This window comes from Chlorogloeopsis sp. ULAP01, from assembly GCF_030381805.1.
Lineage (GTDB): Bacteria > Cyanobacteriota > Cyanobacteriia > Cyanobacteriales > Nostocaceae > Chlorogloeopsis.
Genome location: NZ_JAUDRH010000004.1, coordinates 16,640 through 29,365 on the forward strand (window position 1 = coordinate 16,640; position 12,726 = coordinate 29,365).

The window sequence follows — 12,726 nt, forward strand, 5'->3', positions numbered from 1 at the left end:
TGATTACAAGAGGTAAAGCGTAAAATAAAAGTGAGCTTACCTCTTTTTGTTAAATTTTAAAAATGTAGTTTTAACCTGAGTTCTGATTAAGGAAAGGGGCAGGTAGTAATACCAATGCGTGGATTTTGGAGCCAGTGCGCCCTTGCGGGTTAAGCGCGTCGAGTGCATCTGGCGTCGGGTTAAGCGCGTTGAGTGCAAGTGGCGTGATTTTAGATTAAAACTATTGATTAATAGGCTATTCCAGAATTTTGAAATAAGACTCCCGCTCGCCAATTTGGTATAAGCTGAAAATAAACTAATCCCCTTCTTATGGAGAAGGGGTTAGAGGAATGTTATTGCTGTTCCAATCGCAGTACTGCCATAAATGCCTCCTGCGGTACATCCACTGTACCTACAGCTTTCATCCGCTTTTTACCTTTTGCCTGCTTTTGCAGAAGTTTCTTCTTTCGGCTAATGTCACCGCCATAGCACTTAGCAAGCACGTCTTTCCGCAAAGCAGGGATGTGTTCGCTGGCAATAATTTTACTACCGATCGCCGCTTGAATTGGCACTTTAAATTGATGGCGAGGAATCAATTCTTTGAGTTTTTCAGCCATTGATCGCCCAACGTTGTAAGCTTTATCGCGGTGAACAATCATAGCGAGAGAGTCAACTGGATCGCCATTAATCATAATATCTAGCTTCACCAAAGGATTTTCTCGATAGCCGATCAGGTGATATTCCATACTAGCGTAACCGCGCGATCGCGACTTCATCTGATCGAAAAAGTCGGTAACCACTTCTGCCAAAGGTAACTCATAAGTGAGTGTAGTACGTCCTTGGGTGAGGTATTTCATATCTTTGAAAACACCGCGTCGGTTTTGTGACAACTCCATTAAAGTCCCGACAAAAGTTTCTGGTGTAATCATTTCTACTTGAACGTAAGGTTCTTCAATTTTTTCCCGTTCGTTAGGAGAAGGTAAATGACTGGGGTTATCGATGTACAATACCTCACCTTTATTGGTAGTAACACGGTACACCACCGAAGGGGCAGTAATAATTAAATCCAGATTATACTCTCGCTCTAAGCGCTCTTGCACAATTTCCATGTGCAATAAGCCCAAGAATCCACAACGGAAGCCAAACCCCATCGCGCTAGAGGTTTCTGGTTCATAGTGCAGTGCCGCATCGTTGAGCTTGAGTTTTTCTAAAGCTTCGCGCAAGTCCTCAAATTGATCGGCATCAATAGGGAACATACCACAAAACACCATCGGGTTAGCTTCTTTGTAACCAGGTAATGGTTCGGCGGCTTTAGCATTAGTGTGGGCGAGGGTAAGGGTATCTCCCACCCTAGCATCAGCTACAGCTTTAATTGCTGCTGACAAATAGCCAACTTCCCCAGCGTGTAAGTCTTCAACTGGCTTTTGGTTCGGGGAAAGTACGCCTAATTCGTCAATTTCGTATTCTTTACCAGATGCCATTAAATAGACGCGATCGCCCTTTTTTACCGTCCCATCCATCACCCGGAAATATACAATTACCCCCCGGTAGCTATCGTAGTAGCTATCAAAAATTAACGCCCGTAGAGGTTCATTTACAGTATTTCGAGGTGGTGGGATGCGCTCAACAATTGCTTCTAAAATTTCATCAACACCAATTCCTTCTTTGGCAGAGGCAAGAATTGCACCGCTACAATCTAAACCAATAATTTCCTCAATTTCGGAGATTACCCTGTCTGGTTCTGCCCCTGGTAAATCGATTTTATTTAAAACTGGAATAATTTCCAGATTATGCTCCAGTGCCAGATAGACATTTGCCAATGTTTGCGCCTCTACACCTTGGGAAGCATCCACCACCAATAACGCGCCTTCACAAGCAGCAAGACTGCGAGACACTTCATAGGAGAAATCCACGTGACCCGGTGTATCAATTAAATTGAGTACATATTGTTGGCCATCTTTTGCCGTGTAGTTCATCCGGGCTGCTTGCAGCTTAATGGTAATGCCACGCTCCCGTTCCAGATCCATGTTGTCAAGAAACTGTTCCTTCATCTGCCGCTTGTCTACGGTACCCGTAACTTGCAGCAAGCGATCGGCAAGGGTAGATTTGCCATGGTCTATGTGAGCAATAATACAAAAATTACGAATACGAGCTGCGGGAACGTCAGTCATAATACATTTTTTGCTTTAGCAGCAACCAAGGTTAAAACAGCAATATACTTAACGTATTTTAATGCTTTCTTTGCCCAGACGCTGCTATTGATATTGGGAATGGGTATTGGGGATTGGGGACTGGGTACTGGGTATTGGAAATCAGGTATTTAATTTGGGCAAGCGCGAATTGGGAATTGGGCATTGCCCTATGCTCTATGCCACGCCCATTGCCCTAGTACCTAGTCCCTAGTCCCCAGTCCCTGACAAATGAACTTTCAGAAATATATATATATAAAGGTCTATCTATGGCGTCTAGTATTGTTTAGCTTGGAGCGTACAATAAACATCTAGAACTGCAAAACGCAGACTAAAAAGGCCGATTGCAAGCTGCAATTGCTCAAATCTAATAAACAAAGCTTTTTACAAAGCCTTTGACACACCATTCCAGAGTATATCAACTATGAATATGAAAGATAAGGCTACCGATGCGGAAAACAGATTAACCGATAAGGTAGAAATTGCAATTCGCCTAGACTCGGAGTTAGTGGAGCAAATTCATCACTTAACTAACGATCCCAGTAAAGTGATTGAGGTGGCAATCCGCCAGTGGTTAAGAGGTGAGGTACCCAGGGATGATGAACTGACACGCAACCCAAGACGCACACCGATTCCACCTAGAGGTGAATGGAACGATTAACATAACAAAAATAAATATTTGTTCATGGAGGATGAAAATAGTGTAAATTTTATCAGTTACATTCCACTAGTGAAAAATCCTCAATTCAAGCATACTTAAGGTATAACAAGGTGTAAAAAGTTATGCCAAACTGGAAGCAGCTTTAAAAAAAGTATTGTGGGTTGCCATTAGTCTATCCAACTCGAGTCATGAGTATTACTGCTAATTCCCAACTGCCAAATCTTGTGTCTGAGAATCAGAAAGCTATTACCAGTAAAACTGATGGCTCATGGGCAAATTTAGGAGCAGAGTTGGTGTACATGCAAGATGGAGCTGGGCGTTACCTCTCCTTTTATTGGCAACATAGCCAGAAGTTCTGTTTAGATCCTCAGCAGGTAGTTGCCGATGCCAAAGGAGAGGCAATTTTTGCCCCAGTAGATAAGGTTGCTTATTTAGAGCGGTTGCAACGGATACTAACAACTTTGGTGCCAGAAAAGTTTCAGTGCTGGTTTTGTTATCGCGAACAGCTTATTGAGTTAGAGTTGACAATTAGTGCGATTTTACCAGCACTGGGTAGTGCTGCAACCACGGTTTTGGTAATGGGAAGATTACTTCAAGCTACAGTTAGTAAAGCAGAACTAAATGTGTCAGCGCCACCGCCTACAGGATTAGAATTGACTTTACGTTCGCAGCACAATCATCAGTTAGTAACCCAGATTACTAGAAACATTCGACGCACTCTAGAATTGGATGTTATTTGGCAACAAACCGTGGACTGTTTAGGAGAAGCTCTCCTATTGAAGCGTTGCATCATCTGTCCTTACCAACCACCAAGTGATAAGTTGAAGGTAATAGCAGAGTATCGTCAAAAAGAAGTTAAGTCTGTGCTGGGAATAGAAATGTATGCCGCTTCTGAGCCAGCATTTGCTCAAGCTTTGGCAACTCTAGAACCGATTTTGGTTCAAAACCCTCAACATCTGCTACTCGAACAAGAGAAAATGTTGATCGTGGCAACTTGCTATCAAGATCAACCCAATGGATTGATAGCTGCAACTTTGTGTAATGATTGTTACGAAGTAACGACGGCAGAACTAGAACTGGCAAAAGAAGTAGCAGATCAACTGGGTACAGCGATCGCCCACGCCACCCTCTATAAAGAACTAGAAGCAGCACGACAACAAGCCGAAGAAGCCTCACGCCTTAAAAGTGAGTTTCTAGCTAATGTTTCCCACGAAATTAGAACGCCACTCAACGGCATGATTGGATTTTTAAAGTTGATTTTGGACGGAATGGCAGACGATCCAGAAGAACAAAAGCAGTTTTTGATGGAAGCTCACAAATCATCACTGCATCTACTCGATGTGATTAGTGACATCCTAGACTTTGCCAAAATTGAAGCAGGCAAAATGGAAATGGAACTTAGAGCAGTGAGTTTGGAGGAACTGTTCGGTAATGTGGGCAATTTTATGCGTTTACAAGCAGAACAGAGAAAACTCAGCTTCCGGATGCAACTGCCAGAAACTTCCGATGAAATACTTGTCTATGGCGACTACCAGCGCCTCAAACAAGTCATGCTCAATTTAGTTGGTAATGCGATCAAATTCACCCAGGAAGGTGGTGTCACCATCAGCGCTGATGTAGTTCGCAAGAAAGTGATATTTCAAGACCAAGAATTTCCTGGTATGGTCAGAGTGCGTGTAGCAGACACTGGTATCGGTGTTTCCTTAGACAAACAAGACAAATTGTTTCAATTATTCTCACAAGTTGATGGTTCCCGCACTCGCCAGTATGGCGGTACAGGCTTAGGACTAGTCATATCCCAAAAATTAGTAGAAGCAATGGGTGGAGAAGTACATTTTTACAGCTTAGGCGAAGGGCTTGGTTCAACAGTCACTTTTACCGTACCGCTTTATCAACAACCTGTGATGGTTTCCTCCACTGAAAGTAGTTCTCAAGATTAGTCAATAGTCATTTGTCATTGGTAGGGGCGGGTTTAGAAGATAAATGATCAGTTTGAACGGCAAGATTATCAACAAAACCCGCACGGCAGTCGCACTCGACGCGCTTAACCCGACGCCAGGTGACGCCAGTCGCTACAACGCGGGGAACCCGCGCAACGCGCTGGCTCCTTTATGCCGGGGAACCCTTTCGCCAGTCGCTACAAGTCGGCAAAGCCGCGCAACGCGCTGGCTCCTTTATGCCGGGGAACCCTTATTTTCGCTTATCCACTACTCTGCGAGAAGCCGGACTACGTCCGTCTACGTGTCTACGCCAGTCGCTACAAGTCGGCACTAGACGCGTTCGTCGTCAGGCGTTGCGTTAGCTAGCGGCTACCCTCCGGGAAGCCGCAAGGGCGCGCTGGCTCACCACCGCACTGGCTCCGCAAGGGCGCGCTGCCTGCCGTACAGTAGTTAGTAGTTCTCTCCCCTGCTCCCCTGCCCCCTCCCCTTCTTGTTCAAATAAAAGCCAGTGGGAGTGACAATCCTCTAGTAGATTAAACTGAGAAAGGTAGAAATCAACGTGGTTGTATGGCACCTCTAAAAACTGCCCGCGAGTTATTTCAAACCGCTTATGCAAGTCGTTACACCTGGGATGCTAGCTTCCCTGGCTACAGCGCAGATGTGCAAGTGGTTCAGGGAGGGAAAGTTTACACAGGAAAAATTTGTATTAACCGCGACAAGAGTATAGAAGTAACGGAAGTCAACAACGAAGAAGTAGAACAAGGTATTTACACTCAACTACAGGACATAATCAACCATCGTCAGCCCACTTCTTTTGAAGAATCCTATGGCAACTACGAATTTATTCAAGGAGAAATAGACGATACAGGTGCAGTAAATATCTTGGTCAAAGATGACTCTACGGAGTCATATTATAAAATTAGAGGTAAAGAATTTTGCCAAGTGCGTCAAGTAATGGGTCGCATAGCTTTTGAGATTGATACCCATGCAAGTTTAGATACAGGTTCGGGTTATGTTGCTACTTGCTATGACGCTATTTTTCGCAACCGTGAAACGAACGAAGTCAAAAGTATTCTAAAATTTGAAGACACTTTTGAAAAAATAGGAGAGTACTATATTCTGGCTAAACAAATAGTGCAAGATTGTCAAGCTGGAGATAATACTACAACTGAATTTAGTTATTCCAATATCAAATTAATTAAACCTGCTGCTGTATAGTCCTTAACTATTAGCATTTGCCATTTGTCATGTATCCATAGCCAGAATAAATGACAAAGGACTACTAGACAAAGTACGATCTAGCAGTAAATAGGTCTAGGATGTAGTTAACAACAAATATTGAAATAAATTTTTCGACTCCAAAGAGGTCTGAAGCTATGGAACTGACAGTTGAAAATGTAGAATCTGTCCTAGATGAAATGCGTCCGTACCTCATGTCTGATGGTGGCAACGTGGAACTAGTAGAACTCGATGGCCCTATCGTTAAACTACGCTTACAAGGTGCTTGTGGTTCTTGCCCAAGTTCCACTATGACCCTAAGAATGGGTATTGAACGCCGTCTGAAAGACATGATTCCTGAAATTGCAGAAGTTGAGCAAGTAATTTAGGGACTAGGGACTAGAGACTAGGGACTAGGGATTAGGTATTAGGGTTAGGGACTAGGGACTAAAGAAGGAGAGAAGCCAGTGCGTTAGGAAACCTCTGCAAATGCCTGTACTCCTGCGTGTCCCTTGTCTCATTTTCATCCCTAGCCTCTAGCCTCTAGCCTCTAGCCTCTAGCCCCTAGCCTAGCCCCTAGCCCCTTCATGCTTATGTCCCATCCCCTCTACGTTGCTTTTATTTGGCATCAACATCAACCGCTATACAAATCCCGCAGTGGTACTTCGGCTTTGTCTCAGCAGTATCGTCTGCCTTGGGTGCGTTTACACGGTACTAAGGATTATCTGGATCTAATACTGATTTTAGAGAGGTACTCAAAGTTACATCAAACAGTAAATTTAGTACCATCCTTAATCCTGCAACTGGAAGATTACATAGCAGGTACAGCCTTTGATCCATATTTAGAAGTTAGTTTAACGCCGTGTCAACAATTAACTCAACATCAGCGAGAGTTTATTGTTCAACACTTTTTTGATGCCAATCACCATACTTTAATCGATCCTCATCCTCGCTACCGCGAGCTTTACTATCAAAGGCAGGAGCAAGGACAAACTTGGTGCTTAGAAAATTGGCAAGAACATGATTATAGCGATTTACTAGCTTGGCATAATTTGGCTTGGATTGACCCAGTGTTTTGGGATGATCCAGAAATAGACGCATGGTTAAAGCAGGGACGGAATTTCACTTTAAGTGATCGCCAACGTATTTATTCCAAGCAACGAGAAATTATTAGCCGCATTATTCCCCAACATCGCAAAATGCAACAAGCGGGGCAATTGGAAGTTACAACTTCACCCTACACCCACCCAATTTTGCCTTTGCTTGGCGATACGAACTCTGGTCGAGTAGCCGTGCCAAATATAACATTACCAGAGTATAGGTTTCAGTGGCCAGAAGATATCCCCCGGCATTTACGAAAAGCTTGGAACTTATATCTAGATAGATTTGAACAAGAACCACGCGGTTTGTGGCCTTCGGAGCAATCGGTTAGCCCGGAAATTTTACCGTATATAATAAAACAAGGATTTAAGTGGATTTGTTCCGATGAAGCGGTACTTGGTTGGACATTAAAGCACTTTTTCCACCGCGATGCAGTTGGAAACGTCCAAGAACCAGAATTAATGTACCGTCCTTATCGTCTAGATACTCCAGCAGGGGATTTAGCGATTGTGTTTCGCGATCATAGATTGTCTGACTTGATTGGCTTTACCTATGGTTCTATGCCACCAAAGCAAGCAGCAGCAGATTTAGTGGGACACTTGCAAGCGATCGCCAAAATGCAAAGAGAGCGCCCCAGCGATCAACCTTGGTTAGTTACCATCGCCTTGGATGGGGAAAATTGCTGGGAATTTTATCAGCAAGATGGGAAACCATTCCTAGAAGCTCTTTACGCAACCCTCGAACGAGAACCACACTTAAAACTAGTTACCGTTTCGGAGTTTATCGAACAATTTCCTCCTACGGCAACTATTCCCCAAGCCCAACTACACAGTGGTTCATGGGTGGATGGCAGTTTCACCACCTGGATCGGCGATCCCGTCAAAAATCGTGCTTGGGATTACTTAACACAAGCAAGGGAAGTATTAGCAAGTCATCCCGAAGCCACGGAAGAAAACAACCCAGCAGCTTGGGAAGCTTTATATGCAGCAGAAGGTTCTGATTGGTTCTGGTGGTTTGGTGAAGGACACTCCTCCAATCAAGATGCCATTTTTGATCAATTATTTCGGGAACACTTGTGCGGGATTTACAAAGCCCTCAATGAACCAATCCCCCCGTATCTGCGGCTACCTTTAGAAGTTCACGAAGCACGGGGAAGCCACCGCCCAGAAAGCTTTATTCATCCAAGCATAGATGGTAAAGGAGATGAACAAGACTGGGATAAAGCCGGGCGTATAGAGGTAGGTGGCGCACGAGGAACGATGCACAACAGCAGCGTCATCCAGCGCTTGTGGTATGGGGTGGATCACCTGAATTTCTATTTGCGAGTAGACTTCAAAACAGGCGTTCAACCAGGGCAAGATTTGCCAGCAGAATTGAACTTGCTGTGGTTCTATCCTGGTAGAACAATGCATAATAGCCCCATGCCTTTAGCTGATGTGCCAGATGTAGAACCAGTTAATTACTCGTTCCACCACCATTTAGAAATTAACTTGCTCACCCAATCAATTCAGTTCCGCGAGGCTGGAGAGCATTATCAGTGGCATCCGCGAACTAGTCGCGCCCAAGTCGCCTTTGATCGTTGTTTAGAAATTGCTGTACCGTGGGCAGATTTACAAGTTCCACCCGATTTCGCCTTGCGCCTAATTCTGGTGCTGGCAGATGAAGGATGTTTTCGTAACTATTTACCAGAGAATGCTTTAATTCCGATTGAGGTTCCTTAATGAAGATTTGGTGTTCGTTGATGGTGGTTATTTAGTAGAGCTTTGTGTAAAATCGTAGCGCTCTTAAACGCTGAGTTTTACCAAATGTACAGCGCTTTTTAACTGATTGACCACAAACAGTAGGGTGGGTATTGTCTGTTTAATCTCAGGTGGTAAACAGTTGAGATATTGGTGAGCAATGCCCGCCTTACAGAAAAATTAGTATCGTTCAAAAAACAATCATTAAAAAGTCACAAATTCTTTGCGTAATTTTCCGTAAATATTCTCTCCGGGAAATATGCCTTGCTTTTTGAATAGTTTGAATTCAAGGCTAATAAAGGTCATTTTTTTGCAAAGATATAGCTATACTACTGGCGGAAAAAAATATTTTTAGTTACATTAAAGACATGATAAAGTTGCTGTCTCACCTCAACTAAGCTTGATCTGGCGATGAATAGCTTTTCTAGTCAAAAAATACCGAGTTTTCACGCAGATATTTTCAAGCAAACCCAGCTTTGGCAGCTGTGTGGTACGCAAAGACTATTTCGCGATCGCTACGAAATTCTACGAATTTTGGGTAGAGGTGGTTTTGGTGTCACGTTTTTAGCTAAAGATACAGTGTTACCAGGTAATCCTGTATGCGTAATTAAACAACTTTGTCCAAAAACAACTAATCCCCAAAGCTGGGAACGTGCTTGTATTCGCTTTAAAAAAGAAGCAAAAACCTTGGCTCGGCTCGGTAGTCATTCTCAAATTCCCATGCTGTTAGATTATTTTGAAAGTCAGGGGGAATTTTACTTAATTCAAGAATATATAAAGGGTTCTAATTTAGCACAGGAAGTGAAGCGCAATGGTTGCACTAGTGAAGCTGCTGTGAGACAACTGTTGCAAGAATTACTACCAGTTCTACAATACGTTCACAAGCATGGGGTGATTCATCGGGATATTAAACCTCATAACTTGCTGCGTTGTAAAGATGATGGGCGGTTGGTGCTAATTGATTTTGGTGCAGTTAAAGAAGAATTACGCAACACTGCTGAAACTTCCATCCATCAAAACGCTAACACCAATTTTATTGGAACTATGGGATTTGCACCACCAGAACAACTTTCCCTGCGTCCAGTTTATGCCAGTGATATATACGCTGTAGGCATGACTTGTCTGTATTTGCTCACAGGAAAATCACCTCTAGAATTTAATCGCGATCCAAGTACTGGTGAAATTAATTGGCAAGAACAACTAAATCTCAGTGAGCATTTTGCCCAAGTGTTATCCAAAATGCTTAAAAACTCGATAGAGGAGCGCTTTAAGTCAGTTGATGATGTCGTTTGGGCTTTGGGCATGGAATCATATTTGCCCACATTACATAGCTGTTTAAGTACTCAAAGGCTTGGAAGTGGTTGGAATGAACCAATTGAGAAAGAATCTTCTGATCAGTATTTATCGCCTCTAGCTAGAACAGCTAAAACAATCCGACAATGGCAAACAAAGCTAAAGGCAAAAAATTCTCACAACCGCCAGAAGCTCTATACATCTGATGTATCACATTAACAATTCAGCAAAAATTAAGAAACTAGAAATATATATCAGGACGTATTTTGCTTTGTTTTGGCTATAAGTATTAGGAGAAAATACGTTTTTATTAATACTTTTTAGTCTAGTATTTATCGCTAATTATCTCACTTTTGCAGTTTTCCAAGTGACACTATACCTGTCATAAAACTAACAAAATATTTTCTTGCTATTTAGTACAATACAAGGAATTGTTAATGATGATAAAAAGTTTTTTCTGGGCTAATTTAGTATAGCTTGCCACGCAGTATTGCCTCTCTAGATAATGATCTGCTGCCTAAATCCTGATTGCCCGTATCCCCTCAATCCTGATGGAATGGATTTTTGTCAAACTTGCAACACCCCGCTCGTGGCGCTGTTGCGAAATCGCTTTCATGTCACCCGTGTACTCTCAGATGAAGGCGGTTTTGGTAGAACTTATTTAGCAGAGGATTTAGATAAACTCAATGAACGCTGTGTTATTAAACAATTAGCACCCAAATTTCAAGACAGTTGGGCGCTTTCTAAAGCTATGGATCTGTTTCATAAAGAAGCACAAAGACTACAACAACTCGGAGAACATTCGCAGATCCCAACTTTATTAGCTTACTTTGAAGAAAATAATTATCTGTATTTAGTGCAGCAGTTTATTGATGGACAAAATTTGCTCAAGGAACTGCAACAAAAAAGAGGATATAGTGCTAAAGAGGTTCGAGAAATCCTATTAGATTTATTGCCTGTGCTCAAGTTTATTCATGAACGAGGAGTCATTCACCGAGATATTAAGCCCCAAAATATTATCCGCCGTAAAAGTGATGGGCGTTTATGTCTAATTGATTTTGGCTCTTCTAAGCAGTTAACAGCCAAAGTACAGATCCCCATGGGTACTTCTATTGGATCTCATGGTTATTCGGCAATTGAACAAATTAGAGATGGCAAGGCTTATCCAGCTAGTGATTTGTTTAGTTTGGGAGCTACCTGTTTTCATCTTCTCACCGGAGTTTCTCCTTTTAAACTGTGGACAGAAAATGGTTATGCTTGGGCTCAGGATTGGCGGGAATTTTTGAAAAACCCAATTAGTGATGAATTAGCTGAGGTAATTGATAAGCTGTTAGAAAAAGATGTGAAACAGCGCTATCAATCGGCAGATCAAGTATTAAAAGATTTATTTCCTAAGCAAACATCACTTACAAAACAAGCTAATACTCCGACCGATTTGCCACAAATACAGCCAACATTAGTATCAAGAAAATATACGTTACTGAGAAACTTTTTCTTGTTTTGTTCTGTAATTCTGTTGCTAGTGTTAGGGCAATTCTTTTATAGACAATCAGGCAGGTTAGAACTGTCTATATCTTCTAGCTTCGGAAAATCTCATCATCATGCTGACAGTAACAAGATTATTCCTCAAACTGAAGTTACTTTAAGGAATTTTTATTTAGCCAACACCTTTAAATCACCCGATCGCTCAGTTTTATCTGTTGCGTTTGATCCTCATGGCAAAACCATCGTTAGTAATAGTGGTAATACTATCAAAATGTGGAGTTTGGCAACAGGACAGGAAATTTATACCCTCAAAGGACACACTGGTCGAGTTAATATCATTGCTATGACTTTGGATGGACAAACTCTTGTCAGTGGTAGTGAAGACAAAACTATTAAATTGTGGAATCTAGCCAGAGGGCAAGAAATCCGCACTTTAGACGGGTATTTTAATTCAGTACGTGCCTTTGCCATTAGTCCGGATGGCAAAACTCTAGCCATTGGTGGTGATGGCAACACAATTAAATTGTGGGATCTGACTACCGGACAACAAATTCGTACTTTGAGGAGTCATTCTTCTTGGGTTAGTTCTGTTGCTTTTAGCCCAGATGGACAAACCCTTGCCAGTGGCAGCCGTGACAAGACGATTAAACTGTGGAATTTGGCAAATGGAGAGACAATTCGCACTTTTACAGGCCATTCCCAGACTGTAACATCAATCGCGATTACCCCGGATGGTAACACTTTAGTTAGTGGTAGTGAAGACAAGACTATTAAACTTTGGAATCTGGATACAGGACAACAAATCCGCACTTTGCGCGAACACAGCGATCAGGTGAATGCGATCGCCATTACCTCAGACGGTCATATCCTTGCTAGTGGTAGTCTTGATCAGACGATTAAATTGTGGAATCTGGATACAGGCGAGGAAATTCAGACTCTTGAGGGACATGATGGCAAAATTCAGTCTCTCACCTTCAGTCAAGACGGAAAAACCCTTGTCAGCAGTGCTTTTGAGCATACTATCAAAGTTTGGCGGATGTCTGATTAATAGTTTTTTCTTCTACCAAATAACGTTAAAAACTTACTAATGCTTCCGAAAAGATATGATAACGATGTGTAAA

At 42.4% G+C, this 12,726-nt stretch carries 10 protein-coding genes; 8 read left to right on the plus strand and 2 right to left on the minus strand.

Translation table 11 applies throughout. From position 1 onward, the window contains the following. Window positions 1-332: 332 nt before the first annotated feature. Window positions 333-2,150, minus strand: a complete 1,818-nt coding sequence (gene lepA, locus QUB80_RS08710) for a translation elongation factor 4 (RefSeq protein ID WP_289789118.1) — start codon at window positions 2,148-2,150, stop codon at window positions 333-335. Window positions 2,151-2,592: 442 nt separating this feature from the next. Here lepA and QUB80_RS08715 point away from each other — a divergent pair, with 442 nt between their 5' ends. The 3 genes from QUB80_RS08715 (at window position 2,593) to QUB80_RS08725 (ending at window position 5,131) form a co-directional block, all read left to right on the plus strand. After that, window positions 2,593-2,829, plus strand: a complete 237-nt coding sequence (locus QUB80_RS08715) for a hypothetical protein (protein ID WP_289789119.1) — start codon at window positions 2,593-2,595, stop codon at window positions 2,827-2,829. Window positions 2,830-3,017: 188 nt separating this feature from the next. Further along, window positions 3,018-4,769, plus strand: a complete 1,752-nt coding sequence (locus QUB80_RS08720) for an ATP-binding protein (RefSeq protein ID WP_289789120.1) — start codon at window positions 3,018-3,020, stop codon at window positions 4,767-4,769. 119 nt (window positions 4,770-4,888) lie between these two features. Further along, window positions 4,889-5,131 (plus strand): hypothetical protein, encoded by a 243-nt coding sequence (locus tag QUB80_RS08725; RefSeq protein WP_289789121.1) that lies wholly within the window; start codon window positions 4,889-4,891, stop codon window positions 5,129-5,131. Here the strand turns inward: QUB80_RS08725 and QUB80_RS08730 are convergent. Further along, on the minus strand, window positions 5,128-5,343 hold the full coding sequence (locus QUB80_RS08730) for a hypothetical protein (protein ID WP_289789122.1): 216 nt from the start codon (window positions 5,341-5,343) through the stop codon (window positions 5,128-5,130). The genes QUB80_RS08725 and QUB80_RS08730 overlap by 4 nt on opposite strands. Here QUB80_RS08730 and QUB80_RS08735 point away from each other — a divergent pair. The 5 genes from QUB80_RS08735 to QUB80_RS08755 all read left to right on the plus strand — a co-directional run bounded on the left by QUB80_RS08735 (window position 5,337) and on the right by QUB80_RS08755 (window position 12,653). Then, window positions 5,337-5,987, plus strand: coding sequence for a DUF3386 domain-containing protein (locus QUB80_RS08735; RefSeq protein WP_289789123.1), 651 nt, complete (start codon window positions 5,337-5,339; stop codon window positions 5,985-5,987). The two genes, QUB80_RS08730 and QUB80_RS08735, sit on opposite strands and share 7 nt — an antisense overlap. A 158-nt stretch (window positions 5,988-6,145) precedes the next feature. Next, complete coding sequence (locus QUB80_RS08740) at window positions 6,146-6,376, plus strand: NifU family protein (RefSeq protein WP_016878773.1); 231 nt, start codon at window positions 6,146-6,148, stop codon at window positions 6,374-6,376. Window positions 6,377-6,580: 204 nt separating this feature from the next. Then, window positions 6,581-8,809, plus strand: a complete 2,229-nt coding sequence (locus tag QUB80_RS08745; protein WP_289789124.1) for a glycoside hydrolase family 57 protein — start codon at window positions 6,581-6,583, stop codon at window positions 8,807-8,809. A 429-nt stretch (window positions 8,810-9,238) separates the two neighbouring features. Beyond that, entirely contained in the window at window positions 9,239-10,339 is a 1,101-nt protein-coding gene (locus QUB80_RS08750; RefSeq protein ID WP_289789125.1) for a serine/threonine-protein kinase, read from the plus strand. 286 nt (window positions 10,340-10,625) lie between these two features. After that, window positions 10,626-12,653 (plus strand): serine/threonine-protein kinase, encoded by a 2,028-nt coding sequence (locus QUB80_RS08755; protein ID WP_289789126.1) that lies wholly within the window; start codon window positions 10,626-10,628, stop codon window positions 12,651-12,653. Window positions 12,654-12,726 lie beyond the last annotated feature (73 nt).

Excerpts from the sequence above, each read along its gene's own strand:
- QUB80_RS08755 (WP_289789126.1), top strand. The coding sequence starts at position 10,626 with ATGATCTGCTGCCTAAATCCTGATTGCCCGTATCCCCTCAATCCTGAT.
- QUB80_RS08750 (WP_289789125.1), top strand. The coding sequence starts at position 9,239 with ATGAATAGCTTTTCTAGTCAAAAAATACCGAGTTTTCACGCAGATATT.
- QUB80_RS08745 (WP_289789124.1), top strand. The coding sequence starts at position 6,581 with ATGTCCCATCCCCTCTACGTTGCTTTTATTTGGCATCAACATCAACCG.
- QUB80_RS08715 (WP_289789119.1), top strand. The coding sequence starts at position 2,593 with ATGAATATGAAAGATAAGGCTACCGATGCGGAAAACAGATTAACCGAT.
- QUB80_RS08720 (WP_289789120.1), top strand. The coding sequence starts at position 3,018 with ATGAGTATTACTGCTAATTCCCAACTGCCAAATCTTGTGTCTGAGAAT.
- QUB80_RS08740 (WP_016878773.1), top strand. The coding sequence starts at position 6,146 with ATGGAACTGACAGTTGAAAATGTAGAATCTGTCCTAGATGAAATGCGT.
- QUB80_RS08735 (WP_289789123.1), top strand. The coding sequence starts at position 5,337 with ATGGCACCTCTAAAAACTGCCCGCGAGTTATTTCAAACCGCTTATGCA.
- lepA (WP_289789118.1), bottom strand. The coding sequence starts at position 2,150 with ATGACTGACGTTCCCGCAGCTCGTATTCGTAATTTTTGTATTATTGCT.